The sequence below is a fragment of the Rhodococcus sp. B7740 genome (assembly GCF_000954115.1).
Taxonomy (GTDB): Bacteria; Actinomycetota; Actinomycetes; order Mycobacteriales; family Mycobacteriaceae; genus Rhodococcoides.
Map to the genome: position 1 here is coordinate 3511791 of NZ_CP010797.1, position 20562 is coordinate 3532352.

Sequence of the window (20562 nt, forward strand, 5' to 3'; positions counted from 1 at the left end):
AAATGCCTCGGGCGAAAAACTTGGACCCGGTCGGAAAAACCAGGATAGGTAACGTTCGGTTGCCATAAAATGAGCCGATGCGTACCGTTGCGCCCATCGTTTCCGGGGGGAGCGTAACAACTCGAGCATCATCAGCTATAACGGTTTGCGGGCCGGCTCTACGGGGGCTTGCCAGATCGCCGCAGCGCTCGTCGCTTCGGTTCAGGCACGGAGGGGTTTACCACATGCGGGTTCTCAAGTTGGCAGGCGCTGTCAGCATGACGGCGGTTGCAGTTCTGTGTTCGTCACTCGTCGGCGCAGGTCAAGCTGCTGCTGCGCCGCTGTACCCGACGCCGATCGCCGACGGCTTCTACGCGCCGCCAGCCGATCTCGATGCGCTCGCTCCGGGCGACGTGATCTCCAGCCGCCCGATGCCACCGCCGCCCGGATTCTTCGGCGTGGACGTGTGGCAGTTGAAATTCCGCTCCACCAATTCGGCCGGCGATCCCATCGCCGCAATCAATACCGTGTTGGTTCCACAAAACAAAGCACCGAACGGCCCTTTACTTTCTTACCAACACATCATCAATGCACTCGGTCTCGAATGTGCACCTTCACAAGCGCTCTGGACCAACGATCCCAATTTGATGATTCGTGAGGCGCCTGCTCTGAACGCAGTACTGCAGCGCGGGTGGACGGTCGTCATCGCCGATCACCTCGGACCCAACAGCGCCTACGGTGCCGCCAAGCTCGGCGGGCAGATCGTGCTCGACAGCATTCGCGCCACTCAGCGCTTCGATCCCATCCAGGTTCAGCAGAGCCCCGTTGCGTTGGCCGGCTACTCCGGCGGCGGAATGGCCACGGCATGGGCAGCCGCGCTTCAGAACGACTACGCGCCCGAGCTGAACATCGTCGGCAGCGCGAACGGTGGCGCTCCGATGAACCTCGAGCGGATGGCCCGCGATCTCGGTTTCGCCCCGCACCCCATGTTCGGTCTGGCGTTCGCTGCCGCGCTCGGTATCGAACGCGAGTACCCCACCCGCATCCCGATCAGCTCTCAGCTCAACCCGCTCGGCAAGGAGATCGAGAACAAGATCCAGAACGGGTGCACCAACGACATCATCGCCGCGGGCGCGGGTAAGAGCGCCATGGAGGTCGCAGGCACGCTGGACCTGATCAACAGTCCGGAAGCGATCGCCGCCGTCAACGACAACAGCGTCGAGCTGTATCCCGGTGTACCGAAGGCACCGTACTTCGAGTGGCACAGCCCCACCGATGCGTTGATCCCGGTCAGCGCCATCGACAACACGATCGCCCGATACTGCCGCGCCGGAGTGCTCGTGACCGAGGTGAAGGTGCCCAGCAACGATCACCTGACCGCTGCCGTACTCGGCCTGCCACAGGCCCTCGAGTGGATCGACCAGCGATTCGCGGGAGTGCCGGCCACGACCAACTGCTGATCGCGCCGCCCGACCCCCTTGCACATGATCGACGCATCGGTGGGTCGGTTAGGCTAACCTCGCTAAGTTCAGTAGCGAGGAGATCACATGAAGAAGACCGTCCAGCTCGTGGCCGCCGGTGCGTCCGTCCTGGCACTGGCAGCCGGCTGTTCGTCCGATGCCGACACCGACGCATCCGGTGGCCCCGGTAGCGCCGCCGGCTTCCCCGTCACCATCGAGCACCGTTTCGGTGACACCGTCATCGACGCCGAACCCACCCGTGTCGTGACGATCGGCTTCAACGAGCAGGACTTCGCACTCGCGCTGGGCGTCAAGCCCGTCGCGACACGCGGCAACCTGAGCTACGACTACCGACAGCGCCCGTGGGCTCGAGCAGCCCTGGGCGGAATCGAGATTCCCGAAGTCGGCAGTACCGACCTCGAGCTGGAGCAGATCGCGGCGCAAGCACCCGACCTGATCCTCGGCCCGTACTCCTTCATCGACCAGGGCCAGTACGACACCCTGTCCGGGATGGCCCCCACGATCGCCGACATCGGCGGCTACGACGACGTACCCGCCGCAACCTGGCAGCAGGAGTTCGCCGTGGTCGGCGAAGCCCTCGGCAAGTCGCAGGAAGCCCAGGATCGAACGGCCGAGCTGGAGCAGAAGTTCGCCGACACCGAAGCCGCGAACCCCCAATTCACCGGCAAGTCACTGTCTCTCGCGTTCGTCATGGACGACGGCAGCTACCTGCTTCTCGGCAAGGACGACATCCGCGCCCTGTTCTTCACCGACCTCGGATTCGAGATTCCCGACGCCTCCGAGACCATCAGTGCGGAGAACCTCGATCGACTCGACACCGACGTCCTCGTCATCGCCGGCCAGAGCCGCGAGCAGCTGCAGGCCAACCCTCTGCTCGCCGCCCTCGACGTCGTCCGGCAGGACCGGACCGCGTACATCGGCTCCTTCAGTACGGACCTACCCTCGGCCCTCGGATACTCGAGCCCACTGTCGCTGGACTACGCGATCGACGGATTCACCCCGATGCTCGCCGCCGCAACCGACGACGACCCAGCAACCGTGGTCCCGGACCCGGTTTCGTAGGGTCACTCCGCAGGCTCCGATCCCGGCTTCGCAGGCTCACTCCGCCTGTGCGAATTGCGTCCGATGCAGCTCCTCGTAGCGGCCTCCTGCTGCGAGGAGCTCGTCGTGGGTGCCGCGCTCGGCGACTCTTCCGTCCTCGATCACCAGGATCACGTCCGCAGCTCGGATGGTCGACAGCCGGTGCGCGATGACAACCGACGTCTTGCCTTCCAGCGCCTCGGCCAACGCTGCCTGCACCGCGGCCTCCGACGTCGAGTCCAACGATGCCGTTGCCTCGTCGAGGATGACCACTCGCGGCTGTGCGATCAGCAACCGCGCGATCGTCAGGCGCTGACGCTCACCACCGGAGAGTCGATACCCGCGCTCGCCGACGACGGTGTCCAGACCGTCGGGCAGGGAGCGAACGAGGTCCGCGAGCCGCGCCCTCGAGAGCGCGTCCCACAGTTCGCCGTCGGTGGCGTCGGGACGCGGCAGCAGCAGATTCGACCGAATGCTCTCGTGGAACAGGTGCCCGTCCTGAGTCACCATTCCCACTGTGCCGCGGACGGATTCGGCCGTCAGGTCCCGCACATCGACGCCGCCGAGCCGGACCGAGCCGCCGTCGACGTCGTAGAGCCGTGCGATCAACTGCGCGATCGTGGACTTGCCTGCACCGGATGTGCCGACCAGCGCAACCATCTGGCCGGGTTCGGCTCGGAACGACACACCGTGCAGAACCTCCTCTCCCCCGCGCGAATCCAAGGTGGCGACCTCCTCGAGCGAGGCGAGCGATACTTTGTCCGCGGACGGGTACGCGAACCTGACATCATCGAGTTCGACGGCCACCGGCCCGGGCGGTAGCGCTGTCGCGTCGGGCTTGTCGGCGATCAACGGAACGAGGTCGAGGACCTCGAATACTCGCTCGAAGCTCACCAACGCGCTCATGACCTCCACGCGGGCGCTGGCCAGCGCGGTCAGGGGTGAGTACAGCCGGGCCAACAGAAGTGACAGTGCCACAACCGAACCCGGGTCCAGAGTCCCACGGAGGGCGTAGAAGCCGCCCAATCCGTACACCACGGCGAGCGCCAGTGCCGAGACCAGTGTCAGCGCGGTGACGAACACCGTCTGCACCATGGCACTGCGCACTCCGATATCGCGCACCCTGGCCGCCCGGACCGCGAACTCGACCGATTCCTGTTCGGGATGCCCGAACAACTTCACCAGGGTTGCTCCCGGTGCCGAGAAACGCTCGGTCATCTGCGTACTCATCGCCGAATTGTGCGCTGCCGCTTCCCGTTGCAGCCGCGCGAGGCGTCGACCCATCCGGCGCGCAGGAAGTACGAACACCGGCAGCAGGACCAGTGCGAGAAGGGTGATCTGCCAGGAGATTCCGATCATGACCACCAACGTCAGTACCAGGGTCACGAGATTGCTGACGACACCGGACAGGGTGGTGCTGAATGCGCGCTGCGCTCCGATCACGTCGTTGTTGAGTCGACTCACCAACGCACCGGTGCGGGTTCGCGTGAAGAATGCGATCGGCATCCGTTGCACGTGGTCGAACACTGCCGTCCGCAGATCCAGGATCAGGCTCTCGCCGATGTTCGCCGAGAGCCATCGGTTGATCAGACCGACCACAGCGTCCACCAGAGCGATCCCTGCGATCGCCGATGCAAGCAGTACCACCACGCGTAGCTCTCGCCCGTCGACGATCGCATTGACCACCCGCCCCGCCAAGACCGGTGTGGCCACCGCGAGAACGGCCAGAGCCACGCTGAGCACCAGAAACCCGCCGAGTGCGCGGCGATGCGGTGCCGCGAACGTCAGGATCCTGCGGGCCGTCTCCTTCGAGAACGACGACTGGGTGTCGGGCCTGTTCATCGTGCGATACATCTGATTCCAGGCGGTCATCTCCATGCTCATCCCACCAACGTAGAACCTCGACACGACTCGAGGTCAAGCGCGGCACCCGAGACCGACGGGAGGGGCAGGCGGCCGAGCCACCTGCCCCTCTCACGACGATCACCGCGGCGCTATGCCGCAGCAGTTGCCGTCGCCGGCTCCAGTGCGAGCGCGAGAATATCCGCGACGTCGGTCATCGGACGAACATCCAACGCCTCCAACACCTCTGCGGGTACGTCGTCCAGATCCGGCTCGTTGCGCGCCGGAATGAACACGGTCTTCAGTCCCGCACGCTGCGCAGCCAGCAACTTCTGCTTCACCCCGCCGATCGGCAGCACCCGACCGTTCAACGTGACCTCACCGGTCATGCCGACATCCGAGCGCACCGGACGCCCGGTGGCCATCGACACCAGGGCGGTCACCATCGTCACACCGGCCGAAGGACCGTCCTTCGGCACCGCGCCCGCCGGAACGTGCACGTGAATTCTCCGATCCAGAGATTCCTGCGTGACGCCGAATTGCGCTGCGTGCGAGCGCACGTAGGACAGAGCGATCTGTGCGGACTCCTTCATCACGTCGCCGAGCTGGCCGGTGAGCTCGAGCCGGGAGTCGCCTTCGGTCGCCGCAGCCTCGATGAACAGCACATCTCCGCCGAGTCCGGTGACCGCGAGACCCGTTGCCACTCCTGGTACTTCGGTGCGCTCGTGCGCCTCGGGTGTGAACCGCGGGCGACCGAGGTACGGCACCAGGTCCGGCTCGTCGATCTTCAGGACACCGGTGGTGCCCACCAACTTCGTCGCCACCTTGCGAAGCGCCTTGGCCAGCAATCGCTCGAGTTGCCGCACGCCCGGCTCACGGGTGTAGTCGGCCGCGATCTTGCGCAGCGCGGCGTCGGTGACCGTCACCTCCTCGGATGTGATTGCCGCCCTGTCCATCTGACGGGGAAGCAGGTAGTTCCTGGCGATGACGACCTTGTCGTCCTCGGTGTAGCCGTCGATGGTCACCAATTCCATGCGGTCGAGCAACGGTCCGGGAATCTGGTCGATCACATTGGCGGTAGCGAGAAAGACCACGTCGGACAGGTCGAGGTCCAGATCGAGATAGTGATCACGGAACGTGTGATTCTGCGCCGGGTCCAGCACCTCGAGCAACGCAGCACTGGGGTCGCCGCGATAGTCCGAGCCGACCTTGTCGATCTCGTCCAGCAGGACAACCGGATTCATCGATCCCGCCTCGCCGATGGCCCGCACGATCCGGCCCGGCAGTGCGCCGACGTAAGTACGACGGTGCCCACGGATCTCGGCCTCGTCGCGGACGCCGCCGAGAGCGACACGTACGAACTTCCGACCGAGTGCACGTGCGACCGACTCACCGAGTGAGGTCTTGCCGACTCCGGGCGGACCTGCGAGCACCATGACGGCACCGGACCCACGCCCACCGACCGACTGCAGTCCGCGTTCGGAGCGACGGGCCCGGACGGCCAGGTATTCGACGATACGATCCTTCACGTCGTCGAGTCCGTGGTGGTCGGCATCGAGAACCGCACGCGCCGAATCGATGTCGTTGTTGTCGGTCGTGGTGTTGTTCCACGGCAGATCCAGCACGGTATCGAGCCAGGTGCGGATCCAGCCCGACTCGGGGCTCTGATCGCTGGACCGCTCGAGTTTGCCGACCTCACGCAGCGCCTGTTCGCGCACCTTCTCGGGTAGATCCGCTGCCTCGACGCGGCCACGGTAGTCGTCGGCACCGTCGGGCTCGTCCTCGCCGAGTTCCTTGCGGATGGCCGCCAACTGCTGCCGGAGCAGGAACTCCTTCTGAGTCTTCTCCATGCCCTCGCGGACGTCACCGGAGATCTTGTCGTTGACCTCGACTTCGGCGAGATGAGCCTTGGTCCACTCGATGAGTGAGGTCAGACGCGTTGCCACGTCCGGGGTTTCGAGAAGGTCCCGTTTCTGCACGTCGGTGAGGTACGACGCGTAGCCGGCCGTGTCGGCGATCGCGCCCGGGTCGGTGAGCTTGTTGACCGAGTCGATCACCTGCCACGCATCTCGGCGCTGCAGCATCGCAACGACGAGTTGCTTGTACTCGGCCGCCAGGGCTTTGAGGTCGTCACTCGGGGGCACATCTGCAACGGTCTCGGCCTCGACCCACAGGGCGGCACCGGGTCCGCTGACTCCGTGGCCGATGTGCGCGCGGCGCGTGGCCTTGATGACAGCGGCCGGGCGGCCGTCTGCGAGGCGTCCCATCTGCACGATCGTGGCGAGGACTCCGTATGCGGCGTAGCGGTCCTCGAGACGCGGCGCGACGAGCAGCGTGCCGTCGTTGCTCGCCTTTGCGGCGTCGACGGCGGCACGCGCTGCCTCGTCGAGTTCTACGGGCACCACCATGCCGGGCAGGACGATCGGGTCGGTCAGGAACAGTACGGGGACACGAACGGTTTCGGTCACTTCTCCTCCAAAGGATTGAGCTATAGGGGCTCAACTTCGAAAGCAGTAGTGATGTTCCCGCCGATGTTCCTTGTTCTCCGTGGGCAGAACGCCGACCGCCCCGCACCGGTTACTTCAGCGCGCTGACCAGCTTCTCCGCGAGGGGACGCGTCGACGCCGGGTTCTGACCGGTGTACAGGTTCCGGTCGACGACGACCTTCGGTGCCCACGCGTCGGTGGAGTCGAACTTCGCGCCGTTCTCGCGCAACCGGGACTCGAGCAACCACGGGGCCTTGTCGGCGAGACCTGCTTGGGTCTCCTCTTCGTCGGTGAATCCGGTGAGCTCGTACCCGTCGAACGCCCAGGTTCCGTCGCTGCGGACGGCGGGGAGCAGGGCGGCAGGCGCGTGGCACACCGCGGAGACCACCTTGTTGGAGTCGAGGAAGTCGATCACCAGTGCCCCGAAGCTCTCGGAGACGGCGAGGTCCTCCATCGGCCCGTGACCACCGGGCACGAAGACGACGTCGAAGTCGGACGCCTTCTGCTCCTCCAGCTTTGCGGGCGAGGACAGGATCGACTCGATGGAGGCGAGGTAGCTCTTCTGATCCGCCACCTTCTCCTCGTCGCCGCCGTTGGCATCGACGGCCAAGCTGCCCTCGTCGACGACCGGAGCCTTACCGCCCGGCGTCGCGACCGTGATGTCCCAGCCTGCGTCGACGAACGTGCGATGGGACTCGACGAGCTCCTCGGCCCAGTACCCGGTGGGGTGCTTGCTTCCGTCGTTCAGGGTCCAGTGGTCGGCAGCGGTGACTGCGAACAGCAATGTTGTCATGGTCGAACAACCTTTCGTCGTCGGTATCTGGTCCTGCATGCCACGCGGGAGCCCGATCGAAACCCTCACCGACTCGGAGTCGAACCGATCACCACGACGGCATCGAGTGCCTCGGATTTGTCGATGTGACCGGTGAAGCCGGCGTCGACTACAGCCCGTAGCGTCGAATGTGCCAGTGCTGCACTGGTTTCGATGAGGAGGTAGCCGCCGGGAGCCAGCCAGTGCGGCGCACCGACCGCGACCCGACGATGAATCCCGGCACCGTCCGAACCACCGTCGAGCGCGATGTGCGGCTCGTGGATGCGCGCCTCTCGTGGCATCATCCCGATGTCGGCCGTCGGAACGTAGGGCGCGTTGACGACGATCGCGTCGAATCTGCCGCGCATCTCCGGCGGCAGGGCGTCGTACAGGTCGCCGCGATGTACGTGACCGACCGGTGCCGTGCCCACGCCTGCGGCGACATTGCGCGATGCACACCGAACCGCCACCGCGTCGACATCGGCAGCATGCAACTCGGTGACACCGTCGACCGACAGGCCAATCGCCCCGGATCCACAGCACAGGTCCAGTAACACCGAAGGATGCAGCGCTGCAGCACATTCGACGAGAAATTCGGTTCGCCGGCGAGGTACGAACACGCCCGGTTCGACGGCGATGCGTCGACCACAGAACGCGACCCAGCCGACGACATGCTCGAGCGGTTCGCCGGCGACGCGGCGTGCGAGCATTGCGGTCAGCACCGCCGGGGTCGACGCGGACTCGACGAGAATGTCGGCTTCCTCTTCGGCGAACACACATCCGGCTCTGCGCAGCGAGGACACCACCTCGCCATACTCGAGTTCCGACATCGACCGTGCCTTCCGGAGTGCTTTCCGCCCGCCTGCCCGCCCGCTGAAATACTGTAGTCCGGTATGTCGCACGACAGGACGAACTGGGAAGCCGCTGTTCGACGGATGTGCTTGGCCCTGCCCGAGACCTACGAGGAGCAGGCATGGGTCGGGACACGCTGGCGAGTTCGCGGGCGCACCTTCGCCCACGTTCTCGAGATCCTCGACGGCGCCCCGCCTGCATCCGCCGCAGCTGCCGGCACCGACGGTCCGGCTCACGTGCTGATCTTTCGCTCCAGCGGAATCGAACTCGACGCACTGTCCGCCCGTGCCGGGTTCTTCAAGCCCGGATGGGGTCCGCAGATCATCGGAATGCTGCTCGACGAGTCCGTGGACCGGACCGAACTCGGCGAACTGATCACCGAGAGTTACTGCGATCGCGCCCCGAAGAAGCTCATCGCACTGCTGAATCGACCGGAGTGACTGCCGCGAACAAACTCGCTTGACGCTGCCTCGCGTCGGGGGACAGAGTGGCCGCATGCGCGCGCCCGAGAACTTGCTGGCCGATTGCGGCAGTTGTTTCGGACTCTGTTGCGTCGCTCTGCCCTTCGCGAAGTCGTCGGACTTCGCTGTCGACAAGGCCGCCGGCGAGCCGTGCCGGAACCTCCTCGGGGACTCGCGGTGCGGCATTCATTCGACGTTGCGGGAGAAAGGCTTTCGCGGTTGCGCGGTGTACGACTGCTTCGGTGCGGGCCAGAAGGTATCGCAGTCCACGTTCGCCGGACGCAACTGGCGGCAGCAACCGTCGAACTCGTCGGAGATGTTCGCGGTGTTCCCGATCATGCGTGATCTGCACGAACTGCTGTGGTACCTCGCGGATGTGCGTGACCGGGATTCGACTGCGCCGCTGCACAATCGGATCGGCCACGAGTACGACGAACTGGACGCGCTGACCGAGTCGGCTCCCGAGGTTCTACTGTCGGTCGACGTCTCCGGGCTGCGTTCGCAAATCAACGAGTTGCTGATCGAGGCAAGCGATCTGGTTCGAACCGAAGTGAAGGGCAAGAAGAAGAACTACCGCGGCCGCGACCTGATCGGCGCACAGCTTGCCGGCGCGGACCTGCGCGGAGCGAGCCTGCGCGGTACGTATCTCATCGGGGCCGACCTGCGCAGGGCGGACCTGCGTCTGGCCGACATGATCGGCGCGGATCTCCGGGGTGCCGACCTCCGCGGCACGGACATGCTCGGCAGCATCTATGCCACGCAGTTCCAGATCGGCGCGGCACGTGGTGACCGAGCAACACGGCTACCCGAATCCTTGGCCCGTCCCAGTCATTGGGCCTGAACGTCAGCCGAGCGAACGACCGGTCTGCTCCAACGCCGCTTGGACGACCGTCAACGCCTTGGGACCGACACCGTGCAGTTTCTTCAGCTCGGCCGCGGGCACCCCCGCAAGATCGTCCAGGCACATGTATCCCGCCGCGCGGAATGCCCGAGACGCAGGATTTCCGGTGCCCTTCGGAAATTCCGGACGTTCGTCGGCTTCTGCTCTGCTCACGGGCAAAGTGTAAAACAGACCGGTAACCTGGCGGCGTGCCCGAAAACAAGCAGAGACGCGTTGTCATCACCGGTGCGAACACCGGTATCGGCTACTACACCGCCCTGGAGTTGGCCAAGCGCGGCGACCACGTGACGCTCGCGTGCCGCAACAAGGACAAGGCCGATGCCGCCGCGGCCAAGATTTCGGCGGAGGCACCCCGCGGAACCGTCGACACCGCCACCCTGAACCTCGCGGACCTGGCCTCGGTGCGTGAATACGCCGCGTCGGCACCGGAGTCGATCGACGTGCTGATCAACAATGCGGGCGTCATGATGCCGGCAATGCGGACCGAGACGGCGGACGGCTTCGAGCTCCAGCTCGGCACCAATCACCTGGGCCACTTCGCCTTGACCGGCCTGCTGTTCCCCAAGCTCGCTGCGGACGCCAAGATCACCACGATCGCATCCGTCGCACACCGGCAGGGACCCAAGCTCGATTTCGACAATCTTCAGCTCGAGCGTGGGTACAACCCTCAGCGTGGATACGCCAATTCCAAGCTTGCGAACATCCTGTTCGCTCTGGAACTCCAGCGCCGGATCGACAAGGCCGGACTGAAGATCACCAGCAATGCCGCGCACCCCGGAATCTCGGCCACCGAGCTGTACTCGAGCCCCGACGGGCTGGGCAGCAACAAGATCCTGTCCACCCTCGCTCCGATCGGACTGAAGATCTTCTCGCAATCCGCCAGTGCCGGAGCACGTCCCACGCTCTACGCCGTCGACGTTGCGGGTGGCGGCACGTACAGCGGCCCCAAATCCCTGTTCGAGACGCGCGGCAAGCCGGGCCCGGCGAGCATGACCAAGACCGCACAGGACCCGGCTCTTGCCGCGAAGCTGTGGAACGCCAGCGAGAAATTGACGGGAGTCGGCTACCCGTTCTGACGGGGAACCGTCACCGGGCGGGTTCGGGCAGAGAAAGTCCGCGCTCGCTCATGACGGCACGAGCGAATTGGGCTCTACATCGTCTCGAGCATCGTCCGATTTCCACCGTCCGCTTTCGCTCGGTACATGAGAGAGTCCGCCGCGCGCGTCGCGTCGTTGACCACATCGACCCCTGATGACCATGCCTCCGAATCAGGAGCGATCACGACAGCGCCGGCACTGACCGTGACCGGTATCGGATCCGAGCAGTCCGTCAGCGTGCCGCTCACGTCGAGCACCAGGTCACACAACTGTTCTGCCTCGCCGACGAGGACGGCCACGAACTCCTCGCCCCCGGTTCTCGCCACCACCCCCACCTTCCCGAGGTGGTCGCGGAGTCGGTCGGCAACGAGGACGATGACGGCGTCGCCCTGGTCGTGTCCATAGCGGTCGTTGACGCTCTTGAACCGATCGATGTCGACCAGAACGAGAACGAAAGCCAACTGCTCGCGATGGGCAACCATGCGCAGATCTTCGATGGCATTCTGCAATCCGCGTCTGTTCTTCATTCGGGTCAGCGGATCGATCTCGGACTGCCGCGCATCCTCGCACACCAACGACCAGGCGATCTGGGCGAAGATCGGGACACCCGACGTCGCCCCTGCGGCCACCAGCACGGCGGCGATCGCATCCCACGGACCCCACAAGCCCTGCACATACGCGGCCGCCCCGATGTAGACGATCACCAGATTGGCGAACACCAGGTGCGCGACGAGCAGTCTCGGACCGAGGAAGAAGGTGCACATCGACCCGGTCAGCGCGAAGAGGAACGTGCCGATCAGCGCCGACGTGGGGACATCGAGAAGAATCACCGACGCAAGACCGACGTCGCCGAAAACCAGGAAAGCCACCAGTTGCCACTTGCGGTCCGGTAGCGGCCCGACCAGCAACCACAGGATCGCGGCGAACTGCAGAACCAGGATGAAGATCACGTAGGCAACCGGACCCGATCCGGTCGGCCCGTTCGGTGACGCCAGCATCAACATCGACACGGCGGCGTACAGAGCCACACAGCTCGCGAACACGACTCGGATCAGCCGGTGCAGCGGACGAGTCGACTTGTGCACGAAAATCCAGTCGAAATCGTGCGGGGCAGCGAACCAGTGGCGAAGAACCTGAGCCGCACTGGGCTGAGGTCCGAGCGGCGGAGCGGTGATACTCGAGATCGACCTCGGCGGCGAGGGCGTGCTCGACCGTTTGCGGTGCCGACTACGCGCCTGCCCGTGCGCCCGCGTCGAACGTGGTTGTACCGACGCATTCGATCGCTCGCCGTGCCGCGATGCGGGCGATCGAAAGTCTTCGTACATGAGGCTCCCTCGAGAAACGACCTGCCCAGGTCCGAAAGCGTACCGATCACCGTTTCGACTCGCCGGAAATCTTCCGATCCGGTCTCGGGCGGCGGATCTGGTGGAGCCGAGGGCATCCATCACGATGTGGACGTCTACCCACACACAAAAAGGGAGACACCCACTACTGACGGCGGTCGGGGGCGACAGCAGTAGCGGGTGTCTCATTGAGCATTCGCAGCCCCTCTCGAGGTGGATGGGTGCCGGATGAGAAATCTTTTCGAAGTTTTTCCACCACCCGGGGAATAGCCTGTGACCATGCCTTTCACCGCAGCGAATCACTACGACTTCACCGGCGACGACATCACCGGGACCGTCGATGCCCATCGATCCGCAGGCGTCTGGGCGGCGCAGCTCGTCCTGAGCGGACAGACGTTCGAGTCCACCGACGTCACCCGATCGGACCTGGGTTTCGAGATTCGCACCGTCGTCGACAATCTTTCGGACGGAAACCGGACCCACCTGCTTGTCGTATTGCCACGCGTGGCCGTCGACTCCGACGACAACCAACCCGTCACCTTCACCTCCTACGCGGTGCTCTACACGGTCCACGGTGGATCGACCGAGGTGCACGGTGCGGCCGAGTCCTACGACGTGCGGCTGCTCAGCGGAACCGCGTCCCTCGTCGGTTAGTCCGGACCGGGAACAGCCCTCGTCGCATTCGGGTTGTTCCACGTAGTCGATTCGAGCGCCAAGACTTTCGTGCCATCAGGAGCAGACGTGATCGAAATTCTCACCCCACGCGAGGTTCCTCTCGGCGGCCCGCGCGCCCTGAAGGTTCGGCGCACGCTCCCGCAGCGGCAGCGTTCACTGATCGGCGCGTGGTGCTTCGCGGACCACTACGGCCCCGACACCTCGTCGATGGACGTGCCACCCCATCCACACACCGGACTCCAGACCGTCAGCTGGTTGTTCTCCGGCGAGATCGAACACCGCGACAGCGTCGGATCACATGCCATGGTGCGGCCGGGTGAGCTGAATCTGATGACGGCCGGCTACGGCATCAGTCACTCCGAGACCTCCACCCCGGAGACCGAGATTCTGCACGGCATGCAGCTGTGGGTTGCCCTGCCGGCTCGATCGCGCTTCACCGCGCCCACTTTCGAGCACCACGTGCCACCGACCCACACGAGCCAGGGGCTGACCGCACGAGTGTTCCTCGGCTCGCTGCTCGGTGAGACCTCACCGGTGGAGACGTTCACCCCGCTCCTCGGAGCCGAACTCGTGCTCGACGCCGGAGCCCGCGTCACCCTCGACGTCGACTCGACGTTCGAGCACGGCGTCATCGTCGATCAGGGCACCGTGACGATGGACGAGACCGTCCTTGCAGCAGCCGAATTGGGCTACCGCGAACCGGGCAGTTCGACGCTCGATCTCCACAACCCGACCCGAGAGCCGGTGCGACTGCTGCTGCTCGGTGGACCGCCGTTCGGCGAGCAGATCGTCATGTGGTGGAACTTCGTCGGCCGCAGCCACGAGGACGTCGTCGAGTACCGGGCCGCCTACGAGCGCGAGAGCGAGCAGTTCGGCACCGTCGAGGGGTATCCGGGATCTCGACTGCACGCGCCACCTCTGCCCAACAGCCGGATGCAACCTCGCGGCTGAATCACATTGCTATGCAGCAGGAGCCGTGGGTAGTACCCGCTTGATGACGTCGGTGAGCGTGACGATGCCGAGGAACCGTCCACCGGTCTCCACGACCGCGAGCTGAACGCTGCGGTTGCGCATCTGCCGTAGCAACTCGTACACCGGTGTCGATCCGTCGACCGTGTAGGCCTCCCGCGCGTAGTCGGCCGCCGGCTCCCCGACGTCGGCCAGCAACGTGTCTCTCACGTGCACGACGCCGGGCGTCGCGCCGGAGCTGTCGGTGAGCAGAACCCGAAGGTGACCGGAACGCAGTGCGGCCGCCTGCACATCGGAGACGGTGGCACCGTGCGGCACCGAGGTCGCCTCGGAGTCGGGCACCGTGATCGTCACGACGGTCAGTGTCTCGAGTTCGATCACCCGGGTGATCTGGGTTTGCAGTTCCGGTTCCAGTACACCGACCTGCGACGAGTACTCGACGAGATTGCGGATGGTCTCGGCGTCGCGTCCGCCGACCGCGGCGCTCTCCACCGGCTCCACTCCCGACCGTTCGACGAGCTTGTTGGCGATCTTGTTGACCCACACCAGGAACAGCCGGAAGGGGCGGATGAACGCCCGAGACGGTAGCCCGATGATGGTGGCAGCGAGTTCGGGATGCGCGATGGCCCAGGACTTGGGGGCCATCTCACCGATCACCAGATGCAGGAACGTGACGAGCAACAGCGACAGCGCGAACGCGGCGGTTCCGGCCAACCAACCCGGCACACCCCACGAGGTGAACACCGGCCCCAGCCAGGAATCGACGGCGGGCTTGGTGACGGCACCGAGAGCGAAGGTGCAGGCAGTGATGCCCAGCTGCGCGCCCGCCAACATGATCGTCAACTCGTTCATTCCGCGCAGCGCCGCCCGCACCGATCGGCTCGTTCCGGCTTTCTCCTCCAGTCGGTGCCTTCGGGCGCCGAGCAGAGCGAACTCGATGACGACGAAGAACGCACTCAGCGCGATGAGCGCGACCGTCACGGCGACGACGACCCATGCGTTCATCGGTCCGTCTCCTCGTCCGACTCCTGCGAATCCTCGCTGCCGTCCGGCAAATTCTCGTGGAGTCTGATTCTCAGCTCACTCGGCACGTGCCGATCGACCTCGAGCACCTCCACCTCCAACGACGGACGCGGCGGCACCTCTTCCATGAGGTCGGCCCCGAACACCGCGAGGTCGATCCGCACCGTGTCTCCGACCTCGGGCAGATTTCCGCCCTCTGCGATGAGCAGGCCGGCAAGTGTCTCGTAATCGCCTCGCGGCAACAGCATGTCGCGACCGATGGTGCGTTCGACCTCGTCGACATGGACGTCGCCGTCCATGAGCCACACTCCGTCTTTCCGAACCTCCACGCCGACGATGTCCTCGTCGTGCTCGTCGGTGATCTCGCCGACCAGCTCCTCGGCGAGATCCTCGATGGTCAGCACACCGGCGAATCCGCCGTATTCATCGATCACGCATGCCAATTCGTTCTTCGTGCTCGACAACAGCTCCAAGGCATCCTCGAGCGGCATCAGCTCGGGCACGATCAGCGGTGCTCGCATGATCTCGGTGACCGAACGGCTGTCGTCGGGGGCAGCGGCCAACACCTCGGCCAGCTGCACCACACCGATCGGCTCGTCACGGTCGCCGATCACCGGGTAGCGCGTGTGCGCACGCACCATCCGCGCCCGCATCTCGCCGATGGCGGTGGCGGGGGTCACTGCGTCCACCCGACTACGCGGGATCATGGCGTGCTCGACGTCGCGTTCCGGAAAGTCCAGGATGCGGTCGAGCAGCAACGACAGATCCTCGGTGAGATCCCCGCTGGCCCGGGAATCGTCGATGATGCTCTCGAGATCCTTGGCGGTGGCACTGCTGTCCACGTCGTGCACCGGTTCGACGCGCAGCAGACGCAGCATCGCGTTGGAGGACTTGTCGAAGAAGGTGATCAGCCAACCGAACGCGGCCAGGTAGATCAGCGTCGACCGGGCGAGGCGTCGGGACAGCGGATCGGGGTTCGCAATCGCGAGATTCTTCGGATAGAGCTCGCCGAAGATCATCTGCACGACGGTCGCGAGCACGAGGGCAGCCACCGTGCCGATCGAAATACCCACCGCGATGGGAACTCCGGCGCTGCTCAGCAGCTCGCCCAGCGATTCGCCGATGAACGGCTCGGCCACGTAGCCGACCATCAGACCGGTGACCGTGATGCCCAGCTGCGCGCCCGACAGCATGAACGAGGTGCGCTTGGTGACCTTCAGTGCCCGCTCGGCCGACGCGTCGCCCTTCTCGGCTCCGGTACGGAGCGTCGCCCGGTCGACGGACATGTAAGCGAACTCCTGAGCCACGAAGTATCCGTTGGCCGCGATGATCGCGGCGGTGAGTACGAAGCCGAGGAGCAACGACAGTAGGGCGGTGATCACCATGCGATCACTCGAAAACGGACGGCCGAAGCAGTGACCTCGGATGGAGCAGCGGCCACGGGCGGCCCAGGGGGATCTATGCAGTGCACAGTGCTCTCGACGCCTCCGGTATCGGACAATCCCGAAATGAGTGGAATGTCGCGATCCTACCGAGTACCGGGGGAGGATTCCGACGTCCAGGCGAACGAGCGATCAGAACAGAGTGGGAACCGCGTCGTCGGACGTCGACGTCTCACGCGCAGCCGGGGCCTGGACCGGAGACGAGGGAACTGCATCCGCCGGGGCCGGTGTCGATTTGTCGGTCGCGTTCTCGGCCGGCGCTGTCGGACCGCCTGCGGCCACGGCGCGTGCCGCCTCCCCTGCCAAGGCGTCGGCTGCTTCGTTGAAGTGATTGCCGACGTGTCCGCGGACCCACCGGAACCGGACCGGACCTTCGCGTTCGGTGATGGCTCGCTCGATGCTCTGCACGAGCTCGAGGTTGCGTACCGGGGAACCGCCCGCAGTTTTCCAGCCCTTGCGCTTCCAGCCTGCGAGCCACTCGGACGCGCACTTGATGGCGTATTGCGAATCGGATTCGATCAACAGCGGCTCGGGGCCGGGGTGCGCCAGCACCGCCTCCAGCAGGGCCCTGAGCTCGGCGACCTGGTTGGTGCCCGAGGGCTCACCGCCGGAGTTGCTCGGCCCCGTGTGGTTGACCCACGCCCACCCGATTGCTCCGCCGGGGTTACGCAGACACGAGCCGTCCGTACTCACGATGATCACGGTCTCAGACCCTACGTCGGGGCACCGACAAAGCCCGGGTGACTCGCGCACGAACGCCGCGGGACTTGCCCGATGGGTACGAGGCACGACCGCCCCCGCGTATCAGGGCACGCGAGCGACCCGCGATTTCCTACCGTCCACGGTGAGCAACACGAACGCCAGTCCGGCCAACACGGCGATCACGGCCGAGAACAGTACCCCCGCCGCCACCAGTCCCCACTCGCTCGCCGCAGCTCCCGCGCCGATGACCGGGACCGAAATGGCGACGTAGAGCACCACGAAGAACGTCGACGTCACTTCTGCTCGACGATGCGGCGGAAGTTCCGCGTCGACGGCCGACATGCCGTTGCTGAACGTCACACCCTGCCCCACTCCGCACAGCACAGCCGCAACGATCAGCACCGTCAGCGACGCCACCAGCAACGACACTGCCAGGCACACCAGTCCGAGCATCAGGACCACGCAACCCCACCGCTGCGCCGACGTCGGGTCGGCCTTGCGCACGGTGATCTGCGCGGTCGCCGATGCGGCGAAGACTGCGAACACCACGGCACCCGTCACCGCGTGGTTGTCGATCTGCAGCACGCCGGCGATGAATCCCGGTGAGACCGCGGTGAACAGTCCGAGTACCGCGAACCCGGCGAAGCCACCGATCGAGGCGCGCAGAAACGTGCCGCGGACATCCGCCGGTACGGACAAGCGCTGCATGTGCGGCCGGGCACCGCGTGCGACCCTGACGGTCTCGGGCGCGAGGAACACCGCCACCGCTGCCACGACGAGTAGGACGATATCGACGAAGAACGTCAGGCGCAGCGGTTGGGGAAGGTACTCGGCCAACAGTCCCGCAACCAACGGACCGAGGCCGAGTCCGCCGATGTTGGCCGCGGTGGCGATGGCCGGGGCTCGGTCGCGCCACTTGTCCGGTACCACTTCGATCAAGGTCACCGTCGCGGTGCCCACGAAGATGCCTGCCGATATTCCGGACAGCAGGCGTCCGATCACCAGGGCTGTCAACGACTCGGCGAACACGAACACCACGGCGCTGACCAGTCCGAAAGCGATGGCGGCCAACAGCATCGGCCGACGCCCGAGCGAATCGGACCAGCGGCCGAAGGCCAGCAGAGCACCGAGTACACCGACCGCGTACGCCGCGAACACCAGGGTGACGACGAACACGGAGAAGCCGAACTCGATCTCGTACAGCGCATAGAGCGGCGTCGGCATCGTCGTGCCCATCATCGCCACGACGAACGCGTAGGCAACTCCGACGAACGCGGCTGCGCGCGATCGAGTCACGAAGAACCTCCTGATGGTGTCGATGGAACCGGACGCGGCGAGGGAGTCCGTGCGGTGATCCCGCGTTCCGCGGGGCACTATGTATCTTGCCGTCGGTACTGCGATCGTGCCGATCGACGCCCCGCCGAGGACCCATTCGGGCCACACGGCCACGACCCTTCGGAGGTGAAGAACCGATGCCCGACGACGCCGGTTCCGACGGGGTGGTCCGACTCGTCACCTCCGAACAAAGGATCGACGTTCGGATGTCGGTGTCGCCGCTGCGTCGGGGCCGAGGTGATCCCACGTACGAGTCGACGCCGGACGGCGGGATCTGGCGCACGTCGCGCATGAGCTCCGGTCCGGTGACGTACCGCCTGACCCAGACCTCGCCGACGAGTGCCCAGGTTCGAGCGTGGGGCCCCGGTGCACCCGACCTGTTGGACGCGGCACCCGCGCTCCTCGGAGTGGACGACGATGCCTCCACGTTCGCACCCGAGCACCCGATTCTCCAGGAAGCCCACCGGCGGCTGCCGCACCTGCGACTGGGTAGAACGGGGCTGGTGCTCGAGGCCCTGATCCCGGCGATCATCGAGCAACGAGTACACGGACTTTCGGCCTTCGGGTCGTGGCGTTACCTGGTGACCAAGTTCGGTGAGAAGGCACCGGGTCCGACGCCGAAGCCGATGTTCGTCTTCCCGACACCCGACGTGTGGCGCCGCATCCCGTCGTGGGAGTACCACCGCGCCAACGTCGACCCGGCCCGGTCCAAGACCATCGTCCGCGTTGCCTGCGCGGCCGGTCGTCTGGAGGAGGCGTCGGGAATGACATCCGAGGACGCTGCGCGCAGGCTGCGGGCCATCCCGGGCGTCGGCGTCTGGACGGCGGCCGAGACCGCGCAACGCGCCCTCGGGGATCCCGACGCATTGTCGGTGGGCGACTATCACCTGGCGTCGGTGGTGGGCTGGTCGCTGTTGGGTAGGCCGATCGACGACGCGGAGATGGTCGAGTATCTCCGGCCCCTGACACCGCACAGACATCGCGCGATCCGGCTGCTGTATCTGAGCGGCAAGGCCACCAAGCCCAAGTTCGGTCCGCGCACCGCGCTGGTGGATCACACGTGGCACTGAGCCTTCACTGCTCGTACAGTCGAGTTGTTCGCCAACGTAAGGAGTTTGTCTGTGGTTGCCATCGGTAGTTCCGATCTGGAGATCTTTCCGCTCGCTCTGGGCGGGAACACGTTCGGCTGGACCAGCGACGAGGCCGAGTCGTTCGAGATCCTCGACGCGTTCACCGCAGGCGGAGGCAACTTCGTCGACACCGCAGATTCGTACTCGGCATTCGCCGACGGCAACTCCGGCGGTGAGTCCGAAACGATCATCGGCAAGTGGACCAGAGCCCGCGGAAACCGGGACGATGTCGTCATCGCCACCAAGGTCAGCCAACATCCCGACTTCCGCGGACTGGCCCCGGAGAACATCCGTGCCGCCGCAGACGCGTCGCTGGCTCGGCTGCAGACCGACCGAATCGACGTCTACTACGCGCACTACGACGACGAGAAGACTCCGCTGGTCGAGTCCCTCGCCGCGTTCGACGCACTGGTACGGGCAGGCAAGGTGCGGTACGTGGCCATCTCGAACTACACCCCGGCGCGGGTGCGTGAATGGCTCGACCTCGCCCGAGACAACGGTTTCGCGGCACCGATCGCACTGCAGCCGCACTACAACCTGGTCGCCCGCCGTGACTACGAAGGCGAGCTGCAGAATCTGGCCGTCGAGAACGATCTCGGCGTGTTTCCCTACTTCTCCCTCGCCGCCGGATTCCTCACCGGTAAGTACCGCACCCGAGAGGACCTGGCCGGCAAGCAACGCGAACGTCTGACCACGGGCTACTTCTCGGACGCCGGTCTCGACGTGGTGCAAGGCCTACGTGAGATCGCCGAATCACGTTCGGCGGAGATTTCGAGCGTGGCCCTCGCGTGGCTGCTCGCGCGACCGGGCGTCACCGCCCCGATCGCCAGCGCGAGCAAGATCTCCCAGCTACCGGCTCTGCTCGACGCACCCGCATTGCCTCTGACCAGCCAGGAAGTGAAGAAGCTGACCGTACTGTCCGACGCCGTGGCATAGGACACGAAAGTTGTAGT

General features: G+C 65.4%; 19 protein-coding genes. 9 read left to right on the plus strand and 10 right to left on the minus strand.

The annotated features are described in order from the left end of the window. Nucleotides 1-224 precede the first annotated feature (224 nt). On the plus strand, nucleotides 225-1439 hold the full coding sequence (locus NY08_RS16145; protein WP_032396783.1) for a lipase family protein: 1215 nt from the start codon (nucleotides 225-227) through the stop codon (nucleotides 1437-1439). Between the two features lie 87 nt (nucleotides 1440-1526). Then, nucleotides 1527-2522 carry an iron-siderophore ABC transporter substrate-binding protein gene (locus NY08_RS16150; RefSeq protein ID WP_045197478.1) on the plus strand — a complete coding sequence of 332 codons (996 nt, stop codon included), beginning with the start codon at nucleotides 1527-1529 and terminating at the stop codon, nucleotides 2520-2522. Nucleotides 2523-2558: 36 nt separating this feature from the next. Here NY08_RS16150 and NY08_RS16155 read toward each other — a convergent pair whose 3' ends face one another. The 4 genes from NY08_RS16155 to NY08_RS16170 form a co-directional block, all read right to left on the minus strand. Continuing rightward, entirely contained in the window at nucleotides 2559-4424 is a 1866-nt protein-coding gene (locus NY08_RS16155) for an ABC transporter ATP-binding protein (protein ID WP_045197480.1), read from the minus strand. 110 nt (nucleotides 4425-4534) lie between these two features. Continuing rightward, a complete protein-coding gene (lon, locus tag NY08_RS16160) occupies nucleotides 4535-6850 on the minus strand; it encodes an endopeptidase La (protein ID WP_045197481.1) in 2316 nt (771 codons plus the stop codon). A gap of 109 nt (nucleotides 6851-6959) precedes the next feature. Continuing rightward, nucleotides 6960-7661 carry a type 1 glutamine amidotransferase domain-containing protein gene (locus NY08_RS16165; RefSeq protein ID WP_032396787.1) on the minus strand — a complete coding sequence of 234 codons (702 nt, stop codon included), beginning with the start codon at nucleotides 7659-7661 and terminating at the stop codon, nucleotides 6960-6962. Nucleotides 7662-7726: 65 nt separating this feature from the next. Then, on the minus strand, nucleotides 7727-8509 hold the full coding sequence (locus tag NY08_RS16170; RefSeq protein WP_045197483.1) for a putative protein N(5)-glutamine methyltransferase: 783 nt from the start codon (nucleotides 8507-8509) through the stop codon (nucleotides 7727-7729). 63 nt (nucleotides 8510-8572) lie between these two features. Here NY08_RS16170 and NY08_RS16175 point away from each other — a divergent pair, with 63 nt between their 5' ends. Both NY08_RS16175 and NY08_RS16180 read left to right on the plus strand, forming a co-directional pair. After that, nucleotides 8573-8971, plus strand: a complete 399-nt coding sequence (locus NY08_RS16175) for an MmcQ/YjbR family DNA-binding protein (RefSeq protein WP_045197485.1) — start codon at nucleotides 8573-8575, stop codon at nucleotides 8969-8971. Nucleotides 8972-9026: 55 nt separating this feature from the next. Then, nucleotides 9027-9833, plus strand: a complete 807-nt coding sequence (locus tag NY08_RS16180) for a pentapeptide repeat-containing protein (RefSeq protein WP_045197487.1) — start codon at nucleotides 9027-9029, stop codon at nucleotides 9831-9833. A gap of 3 nt (nucleotides 9834-9836) precedes the next feature. On the opposite strand, the gene NY08_RS16185 is transcribed toward NY08_RS16180, so the two are convergent. Next, complete coding sequence (locus NY08_RS16185) at nucleotides 9837-10046, minus strand: DNA-binding protein (protein ID WP_045197489.1); 210 nt, start codon at nucleotides 10044-10046, stop codon at nucleotides 9837-9839. Between the two features lie 35 nt (nucleotides 10047-10081). Between NY08_RS16185 and NY08_RS16190 the strand changes: the two genes are divergently transcribed. Continuing rightward, nucleotides 10082-10969 (plus strand): oxidoreductase, encoded by an 888-nt coding sequence (locus tag NY08_RS16190; RefSeq protein WP_045197490.1) that lies wholly within the window; start codon nucleotides 10082-10084, stop codon nucleotides 10967-10969. Between the two features lie 74 nt (nucleotides 10970-11043). Here NY08_RS16190 and NY08_RS26115 read toward each other — a convergent pair whose 3' ends face one another. Continuing rightward, nucleotides 11044-12075 (minus strand): GGDEF domain-containing protein, encoded by a 1032-nt coding sequence (locus NY08_RS26115; RefSeq protein ID WP_158462578.1) that lies wholly within the window; start codon nucleotides 12073-12075, stop codon nucleotides 11044-11046. Between the two features lie 537 nt (nucleotides 12076-12612). Here NY08_RS26115 and NY08_RS25880 point away from each other — a divergent pair. Next, complete coding sequence (locus NY08_RS25880; protein ID WP_143544362.1) at nucleotides 12613-12987, plus strand: hypothetical protein; 375 nt, start codon at nucleotides 12613-12615, stop codon at nucleotides 12985-12987. An 87-nt stretch (nucleotides 12988-13074) separates the two neighbouring features. Beyond that, a complete protein-coding gene (locus NY08_RS16205; protein ID WP_052683842.1) occupies nucleotides 13075-13959 on the plus strand; it encodes a pirin family protein in 885 nt (294 codons plus the stop codon). A gap of 9 nt (nucleotides 13960-13968) precedes the next feature. Here the strand turns inward: NY08_RS16205 and NY08_RS16210 are convergent, their stop codons facing one another. The 4 genes from NY08_RS16210 to NY08_RS16225 all read right to left on the minus strand — a co-directional run bounded on the left by NY08_RS16210 (nucleotide 13969) and on the right by NY08_RS16225 (nucleotide 18440). Then, nucleotides 13969-14982 carry a hemolysin family protein gene (locus NY08_RS16210; protein ID WP_045197496.1) on the minus strand — a complete coding sequence of 338 codons (1014 nt, stop codon included), beginning with the start codon at nucleotides 14980-14982 and terminating at the stop codon, nucleotides 13969-13971. Next, nucleotides 14979-16382, minus strand: a complete 1404-nt coding sequence (locus NY08_RS16215; protein WP_045200585.1) for a hemolysin family protein — start codon at nucleotides 16380-16382, stop codon at nucleotides 14979-14981. Before NY08_RS16215 ends, NY08_RS16210 begins: the two co-directional genes overlap by 4 nt. Before the next feature lie 192 nt (nucleotides 16383-16574). Further along, nucleotides 16575-17144, minus strand: coding sequence for a ribonuclease H family protein (locus tag NY08_RS16220; protein WP_045197498.1), 570 nt, complete (start codon nucleotides 17142-17144; stop codon nucleotides 16575-16577). Nucleotides 17145-17246: 102 nt separating this feature from the next. Continuing rightward, the gene (locus NY08_RS16225) at nucleotides 17247-18440 is read right to left on the minus strand and encodes an MFS transporter (RefSeq protein WP_045200586.1); all 1194 of its coding nucleotides are present in this window, start codon (nucleotides 18438-18440) and stop codon (nucleotides 17247-17249) included. 176 nt (nucleotides 18441-18616) lie between these two features. Here NY08_RS16225 and NY08_RS16230 point away from each other — a divergent pair, with 176 nt between their 5' ends. Then, nucleotides 18617-19549: a DNA-3-methyladenine glycosylase family protein gene (locus tag NY08_RS16230; protein ID WP_045197499.1), complete on the plus strand. Its 933-nt coding sequence runs from the start codon at nucleotides 18617-18619 to the stop codon at nucleotides 19547-19549. Nucleotides 19550-19600: 51 nt separating this feature from the next. Then, the gene (locus NY08_RS16235; RefSeq protein ID WP_045197502.1) at nucleotides 19601-20545 is read left to right on the plus strand and encodes an aldo/keto reductase; all 945 of its coding nucleotides are present in this window, start codon (nucleotides 19601-19603) and stop codon (nucleotides 20543-20545) included. The last annotated feature ends 17 nt before the right edge of the window (nucleotides 20546-20562 follow it).